The 21024-nt window shown below is 54.5% G+C and carries 15 protein-coding genes and 1 other RNA gene; 2 read left to right on the plus strand and 14 right to left on the minus strand.

Annotation, left to right across the window (positions count from 1 at the left end; all coding sequences use genetic code 11):
• Positions 1 to 3 precede the first annotated feature (3 nt).
• The 10 genes from murF to HOJ08_06340 form a co-directional block, all read right to left on the minus strand.
• On the minus strand, positions 4 to 1446 hold the full coding sequence (gene murF / locus HOJ08_06295) for a UDP-N-acetylmuramoyl-tripeptide--D-alanyl-D-alanine ligase (protein MBT5673044.1): 1443 nt from the start codon (positions 1444 to 1446) through the stop codon (positions 4 to 6).
• Positions 1443 to 2927 (minus strand): UDP-N-acetylmuramoyl-L-alanyl-D-glutamate--2,6-diaminopimelate ligase, encoded by a 1485-nt coding sequence (locus HOJ08_06300; GenBank protein MBT5673045.1) that lies wholly within the window; start codon positions 2925 to 2927, stop codon positions 1443 to 1445. The genes murF and HOJ08_06300 overlap by 4 nt, the downstream gene beginning before the upstream one ends.
• Before the next feature lie 4 nt (positions 2928 to 2931).
• The gene (locus HOJ08_06305) at positions 2932 to 4647 is read right to left on the minus strand and encodes a penicillin-binding protein 2 (GenBank protein MBT5673046.1); all 1716 of its coding nucleotides are present in this window, start codon (positions 4645 to 4647) and stop codon (positions 2932 to 2934) included.
• Positions 4644 to 4976 (minus strand): hypothetical protein, encoded by a 333-nt coding sequence (locus HOJ08_06310; GenBank protein MBT5673047.1) that lies wholly within the window; start codon positions 4974 to 4976, stop codon positions 4644 to 4646. Before HOJ08_06310 ends, HOJ08_06305 begins: the two co-directional genes overlap by 4 nt.
• Entirely contained in the window at positions 4973 to 6013 is a 1041-nt protein-coding gene (rsmH, locus tag HOJ08_06315; GenBank protein ID MBT5673048.1) for a 16S rRNA (cytosine(1402)-N(4))-methyltransferase RsmH, read from the minus strand. The genes HOJ08_06310 and rsmH overlap by 4 nt, the downstream gene beginning before the upstream one ends.
• 21 nt (positions 6014 to 6034) lie before the next feature.
• Complete coding sequence (mraZ, locus tag HOJ08_06320) at positions 6035 to 6523, minus strand: division/cell wall cluster transcriptional repressor MraZ (GenBank protein ID MBT5673049.1); 489 nt, start codon at positions 6521 to 6523, stop codon at positions 6035 to 6037.
• Between the two features lie 351 nt (positions 6524 to 6874).
• An RNA gene (gene rnpB / locus HOJ08_06325) (RNase P RNA component class A) lies at positions 6875 to 7267 on the minus strand.
• A gap of 52 nt (positions 7268 to 7319) precedes the next feature.
• On the minus strand, positions 7320 to 8021 hold the full coding sequence (locus HOJ08_06330; GenBank protein ID MBT5673050.1) for an N-acetylmuramoyl-L-alanine amidase: 702 nt from the start codon (positions 8019 to 8021) through the stop codon (positions 7320 to 7322).
• An 86-nt stretch (positions 8022 to 8107) separates the two neighbouring features.
• Positions 8108 to 9595, minus strand: coding sequence for a response regulator (locus tag HOJ08_06335; GenBank protein MBT5673051.1), 1488 nt, complete (start codon positions 9593 to 9595; stop codon positions 8108 to 8110).
• Positions 9529 to 10470 carry a PAS domain S-box protein gene (locus tag HOJ08_06340; GenBank protein ID MBT5673052.1) on the minus strand — a complete coding sequence of 314 codons (942 nt, stop codon included), beginning with the start codon at positions 10468 to 10470 and terminating at the stop codon, positions 9529 to 9531. Before HOJ08_06340 ends, HOJ08_06335 begins: the two co-directional genes overlap by 67 nt.
• Before the next feature lie 253 nt (positions 10471 to 10723).
• Between HOJ08_06340 and HOJ08_06345 the strand changes: the two genes are divergently transcribed.
• Positions 10724 to 11887 (plus strand): amidohydrolase family protein, encoded by a 1164-nt coding sequence (locus HOJ08_06345; GenBank protein MBT5673053.1) that lies wholly within the window; start codon positions 10724 to 10726, stop codon positions 11885 to 11887.
• A gap of 1 nt (position 11888) precedes the next feature.
• On the opposite strand, the gene HOJ08_06350 is transcribed toward HOJ08_06345, so the two are convergent.
• The 3 genes from HOJ08_06350 to HOJ08_06360 all read right to left on the minus strand — a co-directional run bounded on the left by HOJ08_06350 (position 11889) and on the right by HOJ08_06360 (position 16706).
• On the minus strand, positions 11889 to 13877 hold the full coding sequence (locus HOJ08_06350) for a tripartite tricarboxylate transporter permease (protein MBT5673054.1): 1989 nt from the start codon (positions 13875 to 13877) through the stop codon (positions 11889 to 11891).
• Between the two features lie 68 nt (positions 13878 to 13945).
• Positions 13946 to 15310 (minus strand): hypothetical protein, encoded by a 1365-nt coding sequence (locus HOJ08_06355; GenBank protein MBT5673055.1) that lies wholly within the window; start codon positions 15308 to 15310, stop codon positions 13946 to 13948.
• A gap of 277 nt (positions 15311 to 15587) precedes the next feature.
• Complete coding sequence (locus HOJ08_06360) at positions 15588 to 16706, minus strand: hypothetical protein (protein ID MBT5673056.1); 1119 nt, start codon at positions 16704 to 16706, stop codon at positions 15588 to 15590.
• A gap of 353 nt (positions 16707 to 17059) precedes the next feature.
• Here HOJ08_06360 and HOJ08_06365 point away from each other — a divergent pair, with 353 nt between their 5' ends.
• Positions 17060 to 20731, plus strand: a complete 3672-nt coding sequence (locus HOJ08_06365) for a 5-oxoprolinase (protein ID MBT5673057.1) — start codon at positions 17060 to 17062, stop codon at positions 20729 to 20731.
• Positions 20732 to 20758: 27 nt separating this feature from the next.
• On the opposite strand, the gene HOJ08_06370 is transcribed toward HOJ08_06365, so the two are convergent.
• Positions 20759 to 21007: a DUF4169 family protein gene (locus tag HOJ08_06370; GenBank protein MBT5673058.1), complete on the minus strand. Its 249-nt coding sequence runs from the start codon at positions 21005 to 21007 to the stop codon at positions 20759 to 20761.
• Positions 21008 to 21024 lie beyond the last annotated feature (17 nt).

Below are 21024 nucleotides of genomic sequence, written 5' to 3' on the forward strand. Positions count from 1 at the left end.
GGGTCAGCCTCCATTCGCTGCGGTTGGGGTGGATGGCGGTATTGAAAGCGCTTCAACGACCGTGCCCAGATGTTGGCTGTTTGATGCCTTGACCAGCACCACGTCACCCGATTGCAAAGTGCGTTCCAGCAGGGGAACCAGTTCATCAGCGTGGGTTGTGTGGCCGCCGCGTTTGGAACGGGGCAGGGCATCATCAAGGTGCATCATGTTGTCGCCCGTGGTCAGGACCAGATCGACCCCGGATGCAAGAAGATCTTCGGCCAGTCCTTCGTGGGTTCTGGCAGAGCCATGGCCCAATTCCAGCATATCGCCCAGAACGGCAATGCGTCGGCCACCGTCGCCGGGGATGCATTCTGCCAATACCTTGAAGGCGGCGCGCATGGAGGCTGGGGATGCATTGTATGAATCATCAATCACCGTTGCCGTGCTGCCGTCATTCAAAATGACGGAAAGCCGTCGCCCGCGTCCAGCCGGGGTTGGCATGGTGCCCAGCATGTGTAGTGCGCCATCAAGATCACCACCCCCAACCTGGATTGCGGCTAGCACAGCCATGGCGTTTTGTGCGGAATGGCGCCCTGGCAGTGCCAGAGAGAAATCAATCACGGTGCCCATGACATCGGCAGAGACAATGGATGCGCCATTGCCCCGGAAAGAAAGCAGGCGAACGTCTGAGCTTGGGTTTTCCCCAAAGGACACAATGCGGTCAATGCCGCGGGTTCGGGCCTCATTAGCAAGCAGGTCAAAATAGGGGTTGTCGCGGTTGAGGATGGCCGTGCCCGCACCGCGCATGCCATCGAAAATTTCGGATTTGGCAAAGGCGATTTCTTCAACGGATTTGAAAAATTCCAGATGCACCGCTTCGACGGTGGTGATGATAGCAATTTCGGGATAGAGCAGCCGTGAAAGTGGTGTGATTTCGCCCGCATGGTTCATGCCGATTTCGAACACACCGAAATCGCTGTCGCCATGCATCCGGGCCAAAGATAAAGGCACCCCCCAGCGGTTGTTAAGATTGCCCTGGCTGGTTGTGACCGTCCCCGATGGTGCCAATGCCGCGCCTAAGGCTTCCTTGGTGCTGGTTTTGCCAACGCTGCCCGTGATGGCAATGATTTTAGCATCGGCGCGTTTGCGCGCAGTCCGGGCCAGCTTCATCAGACCGGCATAGGTGTCATCGACGATCAATAGGGGATGTCCGCCGCCGTGATCTGATGGGATGTGTTCAACCATTGCCGCCGCCGCCCCTGCAGCAAAGGCATCATCGAGAAAAATATGGGCATCGCGATTTTCACCACGGATGGCAATGAACAGATCGCCGGGTTCCACAGTGCGGGTGTCAATGCTTACCCCTTGTGCAAGCCAGGGTTGGGTTGAATGTCCCCCGGTGGCAGCCTCTGCCTCTGTAGCGGTCCACAATGGTGTGGTGGGAGATGGGATGGTCGCCGTCATTTAGGGGCATCCTCCCGGGAAATGGCTTGGGTGATTTCATCGGCGTCAAAGAAAGGTAAAACCTGATCGCCAATGATTTGGCCGCGTTCATGGCCTTTCCCGGCAACCACGAGAATGTCACCCGCCCCCAGTTCGGAAATGGCGGTTTGAATGGCATCATGACGATTGGCAATGACACGAATGTCGGTTTGATCCGGCACGCCTGCAAGAATATCGCGGCGGATGGTATCGGCATTTTCGTTGCGCGGGTTGTCATCGGTGACAATAACCCGGTCCGCAGATTGGGCTGCGATCAGCCCCATTTCAGGGCGTTTGCCACGATCCCGATCGCCGCCACAGCCAAAGACAATTGAAAGCCGGCCCGTCGCATGGGGCCGAAGGGCGGACAGGGCATTGGCCAGTGCATCGGGGGTGTGGGCATAATCAACGAAGGCAGCGCCGCCATTTTTGCGGGACCCAATCAGTTCCATGCGCCCGGGCGCGCCCACAAGATGGGGAATGGCCCCAAGGGCAGCACTTGTTTCGCCGCCACAGGCCATGACCAGACCTAAAGCACAAGCCACGTTTTGAATTTGAAAGCCGCCCACCAGCGGCACATTGATGTCTTGGGTGGTGCCATTGATATCCAGACTGACCAATTGGCCAAGGCCCTGGGGCCGGTGGCGCATAATTTTGATATCGGTGCCGGCAATGCCATAGCTGATGATGCGGATGCCACGATTGGTGGCAATGTCACAAAGGCGTTCAAATTCAGGAATATCGGCATTGAGAACGGCAATGCCCCCTTCTGGCAAGAGGTCCGAAAACAGCCGGGCCTTGGCCATGAAATAGTCCTGATCGGTGCCGTGATAATCCAGATGATCCCGGGTGATGTTAGTGAAGGCGGCGGCTTGCAGACGAACACCATCAAGGCGGAATTGATCAAGCCCGTGGGAGGATGCTTCCAGCGCTAAATGACTGACCCCGCGTATTGTCAGGCGCATCAAGGTGTCATGCAGGGTTACAGGATCGGGCGTGGTGAGGGTGCCCGGTTCTTCTATCTCTGGTGCGCTAATCCCGAGAGTCCCCATGGAGGCTCCGGGTAAATTCATGTGCGCCCAGATTTGGCGAACAAAACTGGCGACGGATGTTTTGCCGTTGGTGCCGGTTACGGCGCAAATGGTATCGGGCTGTTCAGAGAAAAACCGGGCGGCCATGATGGACAGGCGCCTTCTTGGTTCTGCATCTTCAACGATCGGAATATTGCCAAGGTTTGGCAGATCGGAAATTTCAAGGGCCGTGCCTGTGGGTGCCAAGATGGCAGCGGCACCCCGGGAAAGGGCATCAGAAATGTAGCTGCGCCCATTTTCATGGTTGCCCGCACTGGGAAGGGCCGCAAACAGATTGCCGGGCTGGACCTTGCGGCTGTCTGCCGTCAAACCGGTAATCTCGACTTTTTGTACTGCTTTACTTTGTGCCAATGGGTCACCTTCGTCGTCAATAAGTTCAGAAAGAAGCAAGGTCTTTACCCCGTCGCCTACCAGCGATTGTCGGAATGTGAATGTTCAGGGCCTTTCGGACCTGTTTGGAATTTTCGTCTGTTGGTGCGATGCCCAACAGGGGGGCGGCGCGGGAAATAAACCGGCTGACCACCGGTGCTGTGACCCAGCCGCCCGTGGCGTAGCCATGGGTGCGGGCATTGCCATGGGGTTCATCGACCAGCGCCAGCACGACATAACGCGGCTTTGTCATGGGGAAGACGCCAACAAAAGAAGATATCAATGCTTTGGCGCGATACCCCCGGGTGCCAATCTTTTCCGCAGTGCCGGTTTTTCCGCCAACCAGATAACCCGGCGCGCGGGCTTTTTTCCCGGTGCCGTTGGTCACCACAAGGCGTAGAAGTTTCCGCATGTTCCGCGACGTGCGGGCTTTGAGTACCCGTTCGCCTTCAACTGGTTCATGCTTCGATGATTTAAGAAGACTGGCGGGGCGTAAAATGCCGCCATTGACGACCGATGCAACCGCCTGGGTCAACTGTACCGGGGACACGGCAATGCCATGGCCAAACGAAATTGTCATGGTGTTGATTTCGCGCCACGGCGTGGGCACCAGAGGCGCGCCAACTTCTGGAACTTCAATGCTTGCCGGGCGCAGCAGACCAAGACGAGCTAGATAATGTTTCTGGGTTTTGGTGCCCACGTCCAAGGCCATTTTTACCGAGCCGACATTGGATGAATACATGAAAATTTCAGGGACACTGAGCCAGCGCTTTTTGGAATGGAAATCGCTGATGGTGAATCGAGCAACACGGATCGGGTTGGATGCATCATAGCCGCCGCGCATGCCGACGACGCCGCTGTCCAGTGCCATGGCGGTTGTGAAAATCTTGAATGTGGAGCCCATTTCATAGACCCCCATCGTTGCCCGGTTGAAAAGGGCCTTGTTGGGAATGCGGTTGGGGGTGTTGGGATCAAAGTCAGGCAGCGATACCATGGCGATGACCTCGCCTGTTTGGGCATCCATCACCACGCCGGTCCCACCGACTGCACGGAACCGCATTACGGCAGCGCTTAGTTCCTGATGCAGAATGTGCTGGATGCGAATGTCAATAGACAATTGCAGGGGCTTGGTTCTGGCGTGCAGGGTATCGTTAAATCTTTTTTCAATACCAGCGAGCCCAATCCCATCGGTGCCGGTGAAGCCCAGAAAGTGAGCGCCCAATCGGCCGTGGGGATAAACCCGGCGTTCTTCGCGTTGGAAATAGAGCCCGGGGATGCCTTCTCGGTTAACGGCATATTGCTGGCGGGGTGTCAGGTGGCGTTTAAGCCAGACAAAGCCACGATCAGAAGCAAGTTTGGTCTTTACAATGGATTTGCGCAGATCGGGTAGGGCGCGAACCAGTTTGTTGGTGGCAGCCCGGGGGTCGATCACCAAGCGCGGGTTGGCATACAGGGATGCGGTGTTAAGGGACGTTGCCAGAACGATGCCGTTGCGATCAGTGATATCGGCTTGTCCTGCGGTGAAATTCGGGCTGCGCTTGGACTGGGCCAGACGGGGCTCACCGGTGGGTTTGACGATGGCAACATCGGCCAAGCGGAACCCAATGGCGGTAAAGGCAACGGCGAAAAGAACCGCGCCTACCAGCAACCGGGTGCGCCCGGTTTCTATGGCGACCCGGTTGGCGCTATCCATTTGGGTTCTTGTTGCGACGGGCGGGATCATGGCCCCACCTTCCGGGCTTGCACAGAAGCTTCGGGAATTTGGGCCAGTTCTGCTGGACGGAAGGGCAGGGACCCAATGGTGCCAATCTGTGCCGTGGACGGGGTGGTGAGCTTGAGAAACCGTCGGCTCAGTTTCTCAAGGCGCTGAGGCCGATTGAGATAAGCCCATTCGGCGTGAAGCACGTGGGTTTGTTCTTGTTCGTTGATGATGGCGGCATTAAGCCGGTTCAGCCGATCTTCAAGGGTTTGAACTTTGTATTTGACGTGAAAGAGACCGAAGCCAACAAAGGCAGCAAGAATAATCCAGAACAGTGTGGTCCGTCCCTTCATGCCCCCGCCTTTCTCTTGGTGTCTTGGGGGGCGTCTTTGGGGGCCTCCAGGGGAGTATCGGTTCTGATGGCGGCGCGCAATCGTGCGGAACGGGATCGCGGATTGCTTCGGGTTTCGCCGTCCAAAGGTTTGGTTACGCCACGTTTGACGAGATGAAATGTGGGCGCGGCCTCACGCTCGGTCCCCCGGGAGGGGAGGGACGGCTGGTGGCGTGAAGGCCGCGCCTTGGAACCGCAGCGGGTAGATAAAAATGTTTTAACACTGCGGTCCTCAAGAGAATGGAATGAAACGACGACCAAGCGCCCGCCGGGCCGGAGTAACGCCTCGGCCGATTTCAGGCCCCGGGCCAGTTCTCCTAATTCGTCGTTCACATAGATGCGAAGCGCTTGAAAGGTTCGGGTGGCGGGATCAAGGGTGGCTCGGCCGCGCCCGCCGGTGCGTTTTGAGCCGGTGCGTTTTGAAATTGTGCGCCGCACAATGTCCGCAAGGACCTGGGTCGTTTCAATGGGGGCAATGGCGCGCGCAGCAACAATGGCGCGCGCGATGGCACGGGACAGACGTTCTTCACCATATTGATAGATGACATTGGCCAGTTCTTCTTCGGCCAATGTGTTGACGGCATCAGCGGCACTGGTGCCATCGCTTCCCATGCGCATGTCCAGCGGGCCATCGCCCTGGAATGAAAACCCGCGTTCGGGGTTGTCGATCTGAAAGGAGGAAACCCCAAGATCAAGCACAATGCCATCAACACCATCGACGCCTTGGGCTTTGATCAAATTTTCCATGTCACCGAAACAGCCACCCAGAACCGTTAACCGGCCATCATAGTCGCGCGACATTTCGGCCCCACGGGCCACGGCCGTTTCATCGCGATCAATGGCCCAGACCGTACAGTCGGCAGCATCAAGAATGGCGCGGCTGTAACCCCCGCCTCCGAAGGTGCCATCGAGATAGGTTTCACCAGCGACAGGGGCAAGGGCGCTCAGCACTTCATTGATCATGACGGGCGTATGGGTTGGGGGTGTTTGCGCGCGCATCATGGTCATGACGGGATTACCTCATCGATCCTTATCGCGAGATGTGTCGCGCGATGTGTCTCGGGGGGCAAGCGCCAGGGTTGCGCGTCTCTCCCGAGCCCGGACCCGGGCTTCGTTCTGATGGTCTTCAAATGCTTTTGGTTCCCAAATTTGAAACGTCGCGCCCCGGCCAACGAAAGCGGCCTGGTTTTTGATGCCTGCGTGTTCAATGAGTTGGGGGGGCAAAACGATGCGCCCATCCCCATCAATCGGGATCTGATGGGAATCGGCAAAAATGGTAGAGGCAAGGTCGTCTTGTTCTTCGGAGAACTGTTCCAGCAGGTCAACGCTTTGGGATAATTGTTCCATGCGGTCCATTGCGCAGGCTTCAATGACGGCCGCGCGGTAGGAACGGAAGGCAACAACACCCTTGAAGGATTGCCCCTTAAGGGCCGCCCTGTATGGTGCGGGGACGGAAATCCGCCCTTTTTGGTCCACCTTGTTGATAAACGTGGACAGGAACAATGCCATCTGAATACTACCTGTCTAGTCACGATGCCCATGGAGGAATTTGTGCCCCCTTTGCACGCTGTAACGTGCGTCCCGAACGGTCCCCCTCGGACCAGCCCTTTATGGGATAATCTGGGATACCATGGGATTGTATGGTCGTCAATGGGAATTCAATAGAATTTCGTGGTAAATAAAGGGTTAACGTGCCGTTAAGGCACCCAAATTTGGTTTGCAATCCGCCCAGCGGTTCGCCCAGAAATTAGCCCCGATTTCTGGCCAGAGATTGGATAAACCTGTCGCTGTTGAGAATGCGAATTTTGCTGCCTTTTGGGGCGGCAATGTGTTCGGTTGATGGTTTTTTCAGGAAATTAAAGTGCCAGATGGCCTGTAAGCCGGGTTCTGTACCCACAGGGCGGACCCTATAGGTGATGACCATTCATCTGGGACGCTCGTTACCGAACGCCTCACGCGACCTACCCGGACCCGACGCGAGAACGCGCCTGCTAATGCATGGGTCCCTATTCGGTCTTGCTCCCGGTGGGGTTTACCCTGCCACTACCGTTACCGGCAGCGCGGTGCGCTCTTACCGCACCCTTTCACCCTTACCCAGCATGCCCGAAGACAAAGCTGGGCGGTATACTTTCTGTGGCACTTTCCCTGGGGTCGCCCCCGCCGGGGGTTACCCGGCACCGTATTCCCGTGGAGCCCGGACTTTCCTCCCTTTGGCGCTTTCGCGGTCCAAAGCGCAGTCATCCAGCCATCTGGCACGCCCTTAATGTGGGCCGGAAGGGCTAAAAGGTCAACTGTGGCGGTAAAATCAGGTTTTGACGGCATTTAGCCAGTTAAGGATGGCCAAATCAGTGCTGTCGGGCGATTTATTCAGCAATTCAGGGCGAAAATGTCTGTGAAAGGCGGAAATCACGGCATTTTCCTGCCCATTTTCGATGAAATAGCCAAAATTTTCCATCTCATGGCGTAAAACATCATGATCCAAGGGTGAATTATTGGGGGAAACCATATTCTGGATAAGTGATTTTGGCGGGAAAATGCCAATGCCTTCGGCTGCCAGGGCTTGCCAGTCAAAGCGTTCGCCGGGGTCGGTCTTGCGAAGCGGTGCAATGTCGGAATGTCCAAGAACGCGGTGCGCAGCAATTGGGTGGCGCGCCAGAATGACATGGGCAAGAGAGATCAGGGCATTCATTTGGGGTTCTGGGAAATCCCGGTATCCAAATTCATGGCCGGGGTTAACCAGCTCAATAGCAATAGAACAGGAATTGATATCCGTTTTTTCTTCCCACTGGGCAAGTCCGGCATGCCATGCGCGATTGTCTTCATCGACCAGGGCAAAAATTTGGCCTTGTTCATCGATCATATAATGTGCGCTGACTTTGGCTGCCGGGTCGCACAGACGATGGGATGCGGCTTCAGCACTTTCCATGCCGGTGTAATGCAGGACCAGCATGTCGATTTTGGCACCGGTCGCGCGGGCATCAAAATTGGCAGAAGATTGTTGGATCATGTCAAAAGCCATGAAGCATTTTTACCCCTGTCCTGACGTTGACGCTAGTCCCAACCTTGCCACACTCTATTCCTGGGTGATGGCGATCAGTCCAGAAGCGTCCGCAGGGTTTTTGCCAGGTCTTGCCTTAGATAAGGTTTTGGCAGCAACGTGATCCCGGGTTGAACGGTATCTTCAACGGGGTTCATGCCTTCGGGGTAGCCAGAAGTGTAGAGCACCTTAATTTCAGGCAAGAGACGCCGCGCGTGCTTTGCGACTTCGATGCCGTTGATGCCTTTGGGTAATACAACATCGGTAAACAAAAGGTCTGGGGCCGGGCCTGTTTCCAGACATTTTATGGCCTCCAGGCCATCATTGGCGGTGGTCGTTTTGTAGCCAAGGCTTTCAAGCATGTTGATGGTCATTTGTTGGACATGGGGATCATCTTCGACCACCAAGATGCTTTCGCCACGCGATGTGGGGATCGCTGGCATTGATTTGGCTGCTTCAGCTTCTATTGGTTGTTCGTTCATGGAGGGGAGGTAAATAGTGATGATGGTGCCTTTACCCGGGGGGCTTTCCAAGGTCATGCGACCGTAGGATTGTCGGATGAAACCATAAACCATGGAGAGGCCAAGGCCGGAACCCTTTCCCACCTCCTTGGTTGTAAAGAATGGCTCTATGACGTGTTCGATAATGTCGGGGGGGATGCCACTACCGGTATCGGCAATGCGGACCATGACATAATCACCGGGCGGTGATTCTTCCATGTCATCCCCATCGGTGGCGTGAAGATAGGTGTTCGATGTTGTGATGGTCAGGGTGCCGCCATCACCCATGGCATCGCGGGCATTGATAGCAAGGTTGAGAAGGGCATTTTCAAACTGGCCGGGATCAATGGTGCAGTCTGAAAGGTCGGGCACTGCAGAAATGCGCACGTCGATGGTTTCGCCAAGGGTACGTCGGATGAGATCCGCCATATCGGCAATGGATTGGCCAATATTGATGGTTTGGGGCTGAAGGCTTTGGCGCCGTGAAAAAGCCAGCAACCGCTGGGTTAATTCGGCCCCGCGCTTGCTGGCCTGGGCGATGGCTTCCATTCTGTCTGGAATAACCGTGCTTTTGGGGTCTGCCAGCATGATTTCCTGACAGAGTTCCAGATTGCCAACAATGATCGCTAAAATGTTGTTGAAGTCATGGGCAATGCCACCGGTCAATTGACCGACGACTTCCATTTTCTGGGCTTGATTCAAGCGTTCTTCGGTGGCTTTCAGTTCGGTGATGTCGGTTGCCGTCAGGATGTTCCCGCCGTCGTTGGTGGGGATGCGCTCGTATATATAGGTTGTGCCATCGGCAAGTGAATATTCCTGGATGCGGTGGTTGCGGTCCGTAAGCTGGGTTTGCGGGTTCTCCCGATTGCTCAGCCCGTGTGTGGTGCGGTAGGTGAGAATTTCCTCACGGTCCATGCCGACACACATTAATTTTTCTGGTATGCCGAAAATTTTGGGGAATTGATTGTTGAAGGCAGTCAGTTTGTTGTTGGCATCATAAACCGCAACACCCTGGGCCATATTGTCGAAGATGGCTTCCAGCATGGCAGTTTTTCCGCCGCTTCGCGTTCGGTTTTTTTGAATTTGGTGATATCGGTATAGGTGGTGACGCAGCCGCCGTCAGGCATGGATTTGCGGTGGTGGATATAACGCCGTCCCGTTGGCAATGTGTGTTCAGCGGAGCGTTCGGTTTTGATGGAAGATTCATCAAGACGCCGCATGATGATCCCGTTCAGATCACCAGTCTGGTCAGCATAGCGTTCGTTGTAATCACCGCGTTTGGCACGAAAATCGACGGTCTCCTTGAAGGGCATGCCGGGGGACAAGAACCCAGGGGGATAGGAAAACAGTTCTTCGAATTGCACGTTGTAGCGGACAATTTTCATGTCGGCATCGCATACCAAATAGCCCTGCGCCATGGTTTCGATGGTGGTTTCCATCAGGATGGTTTTTTGTTCGGCTTCTTCTTCGGCCTGTTTCAGGGCAGTGATGTCCTGATTGGTGTAGAGTATGAAGTTTAGCGCCCCTGCATCATTGTAAAAGGCAAATGCTTCATTGATGACCCAGATGTAATGCCCGTCCTTGCATCTAAGTCGTCGAATATCTTTATAATTATCGATCTCCCCTTTTCTCAAGAGATTGTGCAGGGTCGCATTGGGTTCCTGATCATCGGGATGGATGACGGATCTGACTGAAATTTTATTTAGTTCTTCACAAGAATAACCAAGCATTTGTTCAGCGGCAGGATTGCAGATGAATTTTCGAGTGCCATCGTAACGGATGGACATGCCGATAGAGCTTTGCGCGAAGATGGCAAGAATTTGCCCTTCGTTGACCTGATCCGATTTATAGCCCGGGCCTGAATTTTGGTGTTGATCGATTTTGCGCGTTACCAATGTGCCGCCCGGCCATGCCAACACGCGGCAAAAACCGTTCCTTCTATGAAAATTCTTCCCTGACGGAAATGCTAGGCGCGCCGTGACCTGATTGCAATTCTTAATTGCGACCAATTCGCAGAATGGGGGGGGTGCCAGCATGATCCCTGATTTAAGCCATGTTCTTGTCAAGAACATGGATGCATTCCGTTTTCCCTGAGCATTTTTTTCGATTAATATAAGATGGGTATAGATGGGCCCAATGCAAGAGGCTGCAAAGAACCGGGGGAAACAAAATATGCGTAATGGTTATAAGGTGTTTGATGCGGATACCCATATCAGGCCATCGGCAGAATCACTTCGGCCTTATTTGTCGGAAAAGCTGTTAAGCACCATTCCAGATTTGGAAGATCATCGCGTAGAAATTCATACCGGTGATGCAGGTGAAAAAAGAGAGGCCCCCTACCGACACTGGTATCGTTTTAATCGCAGCGCAGGCTGGAGCAGTTCAACGCCCCGCATTTTGGGCGAAGCCGCACCGCGGGACGGGGCCAAGCGTCATTTTCAGACCTTTATGGGAAGCACGTTTCCTACCGAAGGGGGGGGGGATTTTTCCCCCGAAGTGCGCCTTGCCGACATGGATACCGAAGGGGTTGATGCCCATTTTATTGTGCATGCCAGCAACATCGGCTATCCGGACCCGGAAATGGACATGGAATTTATTTATGCCCAGCATCGGTTCTTGAATGATTTCTGTGAAACTGATTCATCGCGCTTGAAAAGCTGCATCATCATCAATCCAATGTCGATTGAAGGATCGGTCAACGAGATCAAACGCTGGGGCAAGACGGATTGGGCCGTGGCCGTGCAACCTAAATTGCCCCTTGATTATCCTCTGGATCATCCAGATTTGCACCCCATCTGGGCCGCTGCTCAGGAACATGGGCTTAGTGTCATTCATCACAGTTTGGCAATGGGCTACCCGGGCTATCGAGATCTTTGGGAAAACCCTTTCCTGGGCCGTTGTGCAAGCCACCCATGGGCTGCCATGCGGGCGATTGCGTCCTTCTTCGGGGGTGGTTTGATGGAACGCTTCCCTGAACTGCGTTACGCCGTTTTGGAATCCGGTTTTGGCTGGCTGCCATTTTGGGCCCGTCGCATGGATGATCAGGTTACGTATGTGGGACACGTGTCAGAAGATTTGACCAAGAAAATCAGCGACTATCTGACAGGCGGACGGTTTTTTGCGGCCATTGAGCAGCACGAAGGTGCTGACATGGCAAAAATTTGCAACGATTTGATGGGCGATCATATCTTGATGTTCGGGTCTGATTACCCCCACGCAGAATCACGTTTTCCAGAATCCGTCGATCAGGTCTTGGCCTGGGAAGACACCATCGGAAAAGAAGCCATGCAAAAATTGTTGTGGGATAATCCGGTCAACTTTTTCGGAAAGCCGTAACCTAGCTCAGCAGGGCCAGCAGCCATGTCCCCAATATGGGTTCTGGCCAGATGACATACATGACGTTATCGAAAAAGCCGATCACGACGGCGGCGATAATACCACCGGTTAACGCCCCCCAGGCCCAGGGCCTGCGACCGGTCATCAGTGCCGCTGGGGCCAATGTGGCAAGTCCGATGGCCCCATATTGAAGCCCAACCAGCACTGAGATGAAAAAGAACACGGCGATCAGGCCCAGAAGAAGGGCAATATAACGTCCACGATTATCGGCGCCGGTGCTTAACATGCCAAGGTCAAGAATCTCGCTTTCACCGCGTTGCCAACCCTGCAGCACAAACTGAATTCCCGCCAAAACCATAATCAAAACGCCAAGCCCAAAGGGAAAGCTTGATGCCTTGGCTTCATAGCTTGTGGCCGTCCACATGAACCACGCGGCCACCACCATGAAAAAGACCGGGATCATATTCAGCCAGCTCCAGCGCCATGGCACGCGTGCCGCATCGTTTGCGCTGGGGGCGGGCTCATCTGTGGTGGTTTTTAACCGGGTGAAAAAGACCCCCATGGCCACCGCCATCAACAACAAGAAAATGGTGAGGGGGCGAGAAAGAACGCCGCCGATGCCGTAAAGCGAAATTGCCGACAGCAGGTTTTCTTCAATAATGCCCCCAAGGATGAAGCCCAGGATCAGCGGCGGGCGCGGCCAGCGACATTGTTTCATCACCAGCCCTAATATGGCGAAACCAAAGACAATGGGCAGCGCTGTCCAATGCCGCGTTTCCTGGAATGCTGCCAACAATGCCATGGGAAGAATGGCGGCACCAAGCAACGGATAGGGCACCCGTGTCAGCTTGGCCAGATGGCCTGACCACAACATGCCAATGATGGCGAGCGCAACATTTCCCAACACCAGACTGACAACGATCAAGGTGACGATGTCGCCATGCTGGGTTAACATTTGTGGCCCCGGCGACACGCCATAGGCGAGCATGGCGACCAGCACAAAGACCCAGCTTTGCCCACCGGGCAGGCCGAGCGCCAGGGTAGGGATGGCTTGTCCCCCTTCCTTGGCGCTTTGCACAGATTCTGAGAAAACCAGCCCTTTGTAGGACCCCTTGCCGAAATGGGCGCGGTTTTTGGACATGGATATACCAATGCCATAAGACAGCCACGACACAACCCTGGAACCGACCCCGGGGATGGCACCTAAGAAAACACCAATCAATGAATGGCGGATCACCAGCCGCCAGTATTTTAGGGCCAGTCTCGCCCCTTTGAAGACTTCGGACGTTTTCAAGTTGCCCGCGCGCGTGGCAATGGGCTTGCGGGTCAGCATCAGGTCAAACATTTCTGGCAATGCAAACAGGCCAATGGCGGTGGCGATGATTGGCAAGCCCTGGCTCAGCTGTAAAGAGTCGAAGGTGAACCGTTCTTCTCCGGTGAAAACCGATAGGCCAACGGTCGATAAAAGCATGCCAAGGGCCGCTGCCAGAATGCCCTTTACCATGGCACCGCGCGACAGCGCCCCGACCATGGCAACCCCAAACACGCCAACGGCGCCGATTTCAGCAAAAGAAAACTGCAAGATAAACGGCTTGATGATCGGCATCACCAAAAGCAACGCGACCGCACCAATAAGCCCACCAATGGCCGAAACCATATAAACAAAGCCTAAAACACGCGCAGCTTGGCCCCGCGATGACAAGGGGCGCGCTTCAAGAAAGGTAACCTGTCCGCCGCCGGGATGGCCCATGGCGACGATGGGCAGTACGTCGAGCATTTCTTCCACGGCCGTGATGGTTGCCAACATGGCAATGCCGATGACCGGGTCCTGGATGTTGAAAACGATGAACGGCACGGCCAGTGCCATCAACAAGCTCGCAGACAAGCCGGGCACAAGACCCGCGACCGCCGCCATGGCAACAGCGGTCAGAAATGCGAGCCAGTAGGCCTGAGAGCCAAGAAGCGCAAAACCGGCAAAGACAGCGTCCATAAATTTCCTAAATCTTGCCCGATACCTTTAAACGATCCCTGGCAAACGACCTTGGCAAACAATTTTGGCTATTTACAGTCAACCTTGTTGCCTTCGTATTTGCCTTTGCGCATGCTGCCAACGATGACACAGCTATGCCCGGCCTTGATGGCTTTGCGATTCACTTCCTTGCCATTCAGGGTGATGATTGATCGCGCATTGGTAAGCCGGACCCGATACCCCTTGACGGTAATAAAGCGTCCACCCCGGCGTACTTTGACAACCTTCCCCGTGATGTTTTTGGGAATGGTTGGAACTTTGACGCCTTTGAAATATCGTTCATAAACGGCTCTGCGCAACCCATCGATTTCGGGCATGGTTTCCTTGAAGGAAGCGGTCGCTGTTTTGATCATCTTTTGCATTTTTGAACCATGGATAAAGATGATGGGCTGGCCCTGGATTTTTTCCAGTTTTGATGCAAAAGCCTTATCATTGACGGCCTTTTCATAGGCATCCCGCAGTACCTTGGCGACGTTTGCAGGCATATCTGGCGGGCCGATGATGGCTTTGCCATAAACGATGCCCGGCAACACGATGCCCGCCCATAATCTTTTCTGTTCAGGCGTCAGCCAAGTATAGGCATTGGCCACGGGCATTTTAATTTCGCTGTTCGGTACTGCCGGCGTGTCTGGATGGCCCAGGTCTGCAAGCGGTTTCAGGTAGCCGGATTTAAACCAGCCCGGACGCAATTTTGGTAGTGCATACCACTGGCTGCCGGCGATGTAGCCTGTCATGTCGCCGCGTTCCAGCATCAGAAGAGAATCCGCCGTCCCGTTGCGTGCAACAGGGATAATTTTCAAGGGTGCATCCATCCACATGGCCATTAAACCGGCTGCTAAAAGTTTGCTGTCCAGATCCCGGGGCGATGCTGCGGGTTCGGCCAGAATCAGCGGCACCTTGCTGCCCTTGGCTTCGCGCAGGGAATTGTATGGGACGGTGCCCCGCGCCAGTAACACCACATCGCGTTTTGCATGGGTGCCGATCTGGGTGAATTTTTCTGTGACGTGTTTTGCGCTGGAATCCACATATTCCCGTCCCGTGCCCGCCGATGCGACAAAGCTGAGCGTGAAACCGTCTGGTTTGGATTTCCATACATAGTTTCGCCCCGATGGATTGGGGGGCAGGTTTGAAACCCTGATGCGCGGGTTTCCCGGAATAAATTTGCCCCAGTATGCTGCAAAATAGCGCGCCTGGGTGTCGGTGCCACCACCGGGTTTGAAATCGACGATCAACCGGATGGTTCTGCCCCTGAAGTGCATTTTGGCATTAAAATCTGCCGCGTGGGCACCGTCACTGGTGCTGGCGCTCACCCCGAATGTAAAAACAAGGGCGGCAAATGATGCTAAAATAGTGTGCGACGTTACCCAATTTTGGAATGATGTCTGTCCCCGCATAACAAAAGTTCCTCCGTAATGGTGATGGGAATAGGGTGATGGTCTGAAGCAGTTCAGCAGCCACGATTGGTTAATGGCCATGCATGAATGGCTTTATGATCGTGGTTTTTTCCGTCCCTGTTCAGCTATTTTTTATTTTTTTCTCCCTAGCCCGGATTGCCAATGATGTTACGTGATGATGATGGTTGGGTCTAGTGCGGTGAACAGGGTGGATTTTTTGTTGAAAGCAATAAAAAGCGGGGCCCGAAGGGGCCCCGCAATCGTAAATTTGTTGTGACTATTGTTTTTTCTTTTTCTTCTTTCTTTTTTTCTTCCGAGGGACAATTTTAAGCCCTTGTTTGTTAAGAAGTGCCCGGGTGTATTTAAGGGCTTCGGGGGGAAGCAGGGCGAGGGATTGAACTTTTTTCCTCAAATCTTGTGCCGTGATGATCGCCACCTGTTCATTCATCTTTTTACTGCGCTTTTTAAAATCAGCATTTTTAATGGTCTTGGCGAAGGCTGAACGATAAGCCGCAGCAACCCCTTTGGGCGTTTTCGGGGGTAGGGCCGCCCATTTGATGACCGAGCTCATGGCCCGCCAGTATTTAAAGGCTCCCTTGGAAAGGTCGGTTTTAAGCTTGGCCTCAATCAATGGCGCGAACAGAGGAATTTTTGTAATCTCTTTTATGGTCGCCGGTGCCCTGGCATTCTGGGTGCCTGATTGATAGGTGATTGTGTATTTATTGCGATCAAGCATTTCTGGGCGCAGGGCTTGATTGGCAAAGGAGGTCATGCCGATCTCGCCGCGTTCTAATGCCAGACGCAGGCTGGAAGTGCCCCGATACCCGGAAATCCATTTCGCGTTCCAGCCCAGAAATTCAATTCCCCAGGCCGTCATGGTCATCCCTGAACGTGGGAAGCCCGTGACCGAACCCATGGCAACCGGCGGTTTTGATTTATCCATCAAGGCAGCCATTTGATCGTTGCGGATAATCATAAAGGTGCCGCCGATATCAAGCCCGCCAATCAATGTGTAAGTGGCGGGATCATATTTTGATTGGCGCACACGGTAATTGACCGGATCAATTTGAGACCCCGATGCCACCAGAAACGTAAGGCCGTTGGGCTTTACTTGTTGGGCAAAATAATTTTGCGCCTTTAGTCCTTTTGCTCCGGGTCGGTTGGTGACCACGACGCTGGGCTTGCCCGGTAAAAACCTGGCAAAGAACGGTGCCAGCAAACGGGCGGAGGCATCGGTGCTGCCGCCGGGTCTGGAACCGACAATCAAGGTGACCGTTTTGCCCTTGAAGGATGTCATGTCGGCCGCTGTGGCCAGCGTGGGTAACGTGGATGATACGGCCATTGCGGTCAACAGGGCCACGCTGCGAATACTCGCCGAAAGGATAGATGACGCCATTTTTTCTCTCCCTGTCCGATTGATTGAACCGGATTTTATGGTTGGTTTGTTGCAATTCGAAATGACAATTGATTATCAGAAAGTACAGGGTTGCAGCACCCCTGTCCAATGACAATTGGGCTATGCATGTCCGCTTTGCGAAAGGGTTTTTGGAGCAGCTCAAAGGTGCTATGGCCCATTAGGGCGATCCCCATAGCCATAGGTCCACCATAGTTCCCCTATCGGGCGTGGCATCTGTGTATGATCTGTAAAATTGACAAATCCAAGTCACAGAAGATCAATGGCGAAGATCAATGGCATTGTTTGGGCAGCGCATCTTTGTGTTTGTGACTTAATAAAGTCAATATATTCCAATGACTCTACACAATAAATGGCAATTCTGGATTGATCGGGGTGGCACCTTCACGGATGTGGTGGCGCTTTCACCTTCAGGCCTATGCGTGACCGAAAAACTGTTGTCGGACAATCCGGGGCACTACCCGGATGCGGTGATTGAGGCCATGCGCCGGATTTTGGTGCGCGAAACCGGGCTGGCCGCAGACGCGCCCTTGGCAGTCGAGCTGATAGGCTCTGTTCGCATGGGCACGACCGTGGCCACCAATGCGTTGCTGGAACGCAAAGGTGAAAAATTGATTCTGGTCACCACCGAAGGGTTTGGTGACGCCCTGCGCATTGGTTATCAAAACCGCCCTGATCTGTTTGCCCTGGATATCCAGCTGCCGTCTCTTTTGCACGCATCCGTTTTGGAAGTGCCGGGCCGGGTGATGGCCGATGGCACGGAATTAACTCCCCTGAATTTAGAAACGGCACGCATTGGGTTGATGGCGGCCTATGATACGGGGTGCCGGGCGGTGGCCATTGTCTTTATGCATGCCTGGCGGTTTCCAGATCATGAAAATGCAATTGCCGATCTTGCCCGCAAATTGGGCTTTACCCAGATATCGTTGTCCCATGAGATAAGCCCGTTGATGCGGTTTGTTGGGCGTGGCGACACCACCGTGGCCGATGCGTATTTGTCACCGGTGCTGCGAACCTATGTTGATCGCGTGGAAACGCAGCTGGGAAAGGCATCACTTTTGTTCATGCAATCCAATGGCGATCTGACCAGCAGCGCCCGGTTCAAGGGCCGCGATGCGGTGTTATCAGGCCCGGCAGGGGGCATCGTTGGTGCGGTGAAAACGGCAGCGGTCGCTGGCATGGATCACATCATTACCTTCGACATGGGTGGCACATCAACGGATGTCGCCCATTTCGATGGCGACTATGAACGGGTGTTTGAAACCACCATCGCCGGGGTTCGGTTGCGCGCCCCGATGATGGGCATCCATACCGTTGCCGCAGGCGGTGGTTCGGTGCTGCGATTCCATGGTGGGCGGTTTCAGGTGGGGCCTGAAAGTGCCGGGGCGGATCCGGGGCCTGCGTGTTACGGCCGGGGTGGGCCGTTGACGGTGACCGATGCGAATCTTGTTCTGGGCCGTATCCGAACAGAATTTTTCCCGCCCGCATTTGGCCCCAACGCCGATCAATTGCCAGATGTTGATGCAGCCCTTTCTGGCTTTGAGGCCATGGGGGATATCATTCGACAAGAAACCGGCAAAGCCAAGTCGGTGGCTGAAATTGCCGAAGGATTTTTATCCATTGCCATCGATAACATGGCCGCCGCCATCGCAAAGGTTTCAACCCAACGCGGCCATGATGTCACCCGCTACGGGCTGGTCGCCTTTGGCGGGGCCGGGGGCCAGCATGCGTGCCGGGTGGCCGATGCATTGGGGATACATAAAATCATGATCCATCCCATGGCCGGCATGTTATCGGCATTGGGCATGGGGTTGGCCGACATCGGAGAATTGCGCGAAAGCGCAGTAGAGGCAGCGTTTGAGCCAGCCTTGATGGGGGCCTTGAAGGACAAATTTGAAACGATTGAAGCCCAGGCCCGCGAAGCACTTTTGGATCAGGGCCTTGAAGCATCAAGGATTACCGTGATCCGGCATTTGCGCCTCAGGTATGGGGGAACCGACACGGGGTTGATGGTGCCTATAAAGAGTGACGGTGAAGATTATGATGAAATCTGTGCCGCCTTTGCCGATCGCCACAACACCCAGTTCGGGTTTGTTATGGCGGATACCCCGTTGATTGCCGAAGCCGTTTCCGTAGAAGCGGTGGCGGGGCCTGAGATTGATGGCAATGCCCTTTCAATTTCAACAGAGCCATCTGAAGACGCGCCCGAAAAAAAGGTTGCCGTGACTTTTGATGGGGTTGTTCTGGATACGCCGGTCTTTACACGGGCATCGATTTCTAAAATGGCAAACCTGAATGGGCCAGCACTTGTTTCCGAAGATGGCGCGACGACGGTCATTGAACCGGGCTGGCAGGGACACGAAGATGATGGTGGCGCATTGATTCTGGAGCGCAATGCAGAATCTGCGGGCAAATCTTTGGATTCGTGGGACACAGCCCTCCCGGTAGATCCGATCATGCTGGAAGTGTTCAACAATCTGTTTATGTCGATTGCCGAGGAAATGGGGGCCGCACTCCAGAACACGGCCCATTCGGTCAATATAAAGGAGCGTCTGGATTTTTCCTGCGCGGTGTTTGACCCCTCTGCGCAATTGATTGCCAATGCACCCCATATGCCGGTGCATCTTGGGTCAATGGGGGCAGCGGTTCGTGCGGTGATTGATCGCTGGGGGAAAGATGGCAAAGATCAGGCGGCGTTATCGCCCGGTGATGTGTTTCTTCACAACGCACCCTATGACGGGGGCACCCACCTGCCCGATATAACGGTCATTCGCCCGGTCTTTAACCCCGAAGGAGCCATTATCTTTTTTGTGGCGGCGCGTGGGCATCATGCAGACATTGGCGGCACCCATCCGGGTTCCATGCCGCCTCAATCGACCCGCATCACGGAAGAAGGCATTTTATTTTCAGGCGAACGGTTGATTGCAGGCGGTGTCTTTCAGGAAGAATTTATCCGGGGCCATTTGGCCAGTGGCCCATGGCCTGCGCGCAACGCAAACCAGAACATCGCCGATTTAAAGGCCCAGGCGGCGGCTTGTGCGCGCGGCGCCCACGGCCTTGATCGCATGGTGGCGATGTTCGGCTATCCCATGGTCAGGGCCTATATGAACCATGTTCAGGACAATGCCGAAGAAGCCGTGCGCCGCATGATTTCTAAATTAGACGACGGGGAACACACCGTGCCTTTGGATGATGGCAGTTTTATTAAAGTTGCCGTTCGGGTGGACCGAAAGGCCCGATCCGCCGTGGTTGATTTTACCGGAACATCCATTGCGTCCCCCACCAATTTTAATGCGCCCGTTGCTGTGTGTCGGGCGGCTGTGCTGTACACGTTTCGCGCACTGGTGAATGACCCCATCCCGATGAATGATGGCTGCCTTCGCCCCATCACCATCATCATTCCTAAAGGTTCGCTGTTGTCACCCACCCCGCCCGCAGCGGTGGTTGCGGGCAATGTGGAAACATCCCAATGCATCGTGGATGGCTTGTTGGCAGCAACGAACCGTCTGGCAGCGGGGCCGGGCACCATGAATAATTTCACCTTTGGTGATGACACCTATCAATATTATGAAACCATCTGTTCCGGTGCCGGTGCCGGGCCGGGCTTTGATGGGGCTGATGCGGTGCAGACCCATATGACCAATTCACGGCTGACCGATCCAGAAGTTCTGGAATGGCGCTATCCGGTTTTGCTGGAAAGTTTTTCAATCCGCAAAGGATCAGGCGGGCAGGGGAAATATCATGGCGGCAACGGGGTGGTGCGCAGGATACGGTTTTTGGCACCGATGAAAGCAGCCCTTCTTGCCAATCGGCATCGGACCCAACCATTTGGGATCAACGGTGGGGAAGATGGCGCATCGGGTGCGGCCTGGGTGGAACGCATGGATGGCGGGATAGAAAAATTGGGCCCAACAGCAGAGGTTTCCATGGGCAAAGATGATGTGTTTGTGATCCTTACCCCCGGCGGCGGCGGGTATGGGTCTCCAGAAAGCGGTTCTGGAAATTAGAAAGCCATTAAAAAAACCGGTATTTAACTAGCCCAGTTTTGGGCCTTGATCGCTGTCAGGGGAACTTGGGGGATCAGACGGTTCCGGTGCAGATTCCCCTGAAGGGGCCATGTGCTTCGCATCCAGTTCTTTTTTTGCCGCCTCTATTTCCTGATGTTGGGCTTCGCGGTCGATTTTTGTCCGCCCAAATTTGGTGCGGTTTTCCTTAGCTTTGCGCTCTTTTTCGACGTGGGCGCGTTGCTTTCTGAACTGATTGAGATTAATGATGTCGCCCATTGATGATCACACCTTTT

The sequence above is a fragment of the Rhodospirillales bacterium genome (assembly GCA_018666775.1).
Classification (GTDB): Bacteria; Pseudomonadota; Alphaproteobacteria; order SMXQ01; family SMXQ01; genus JABIXC01.

What these genes read in the sequence shown, in the direction of transcription:
- HOJ08_06365 (MBT5673057.1), top strand. Translation starts at nt 17,060, where the DNA reads ATGACTCTACACAATAAATGGCAATTCTGGATTGATCGGGGTGGCACC.
- HOJ08_06330 (MBT5673050.1), bottom strand. Translation starts at nt 8,021, where the DNA reads ATGATCCAACAATCTTCTGCCAATTTTGATGCCCGCGCGACCGGTGCC.
- rsmH (MBT5673048.1), bottom strand. Translation starts at nt 6,013, where the DNA reads ATGCGCGCGCAAACACCCCCAACCCATACGCCCGTCATGATCAATGAA.
- HOJ08_06310 (MBT5673047.1), bottom strand. Translation starts at nt 4,976, where the DNA reads ATGAAGGGACGGACCACACTGTTCTGGATTATTCTTGCTGCCTTTGTT.
- HOJ08_06345 (MBT5673053.1), top strand. Translation starts at nt 10,724, where the DNA reads ATGCGTAATGGTTATAAGGTGTTTGATGCGGATACCCATATCAGGCCA.
- HOJ08_06350 (MBT5673054.1), bottom strand. Translation starts at nt 13,877, where the DNA reads ATGGACGCTGTCTTTGCCGGTTTTGCGCTTCTTGGCTCTCAGGCCTAC.
- HOJ08_06370 (MBT5673058.1), bottom strand. Translation starts at nt 21,007, where the DNA reads ATGGGCGACATCATTAATCTCAATCAGTTCAGAAAGCAACGCGCCCAC.
- mraZ (MBT5673049.1), bottom strand. Translation starts at nt 6,523, where the DNA reads ATGGCATTGTTCCTGTCCACGTTTATCAACAAGGTGGACCAAAAAGGG.
- murF (MBT5673044.1), bottom strand. Translation starts at nt 1,446, where the DNA reads ATGACGGCGACCATCCCATCTCCCACCACACCATTGTGGACCGCTACA.
- HOJ08_06355 (MBT5673055.1), bottom strand. Translation starts at nt 15,310, where the DNA reads ATGCGGGGACAGACATCATTCCAAAATTGGGTAACGTCGCACACTATT.
- HOJ08_06305 (MBT5673046.1), bottom strand. Translation starts at nt 4,647, where the DNA reads ATGATCCCGCCCGTCGCAACAAGAACCCAAATGGATAGCGCCAACCGG.
- HOJ08_06335 (MBT5673051.1), bottom strand. Translation starts at nt 9,595, where the DNA reads ATGCTGGAAGCCATCTTCGACAATATGGCCCAGGGTGTTGCGGTTTAT.
- HOJ08_06360 (MBT5673056.1), bottom strand. Translation starts at nt 16,706, where the DNA reads ATGGCGTCATCTATCCTTTCGGCGAGTATTCGCAGCGTGGCCCTGTTG.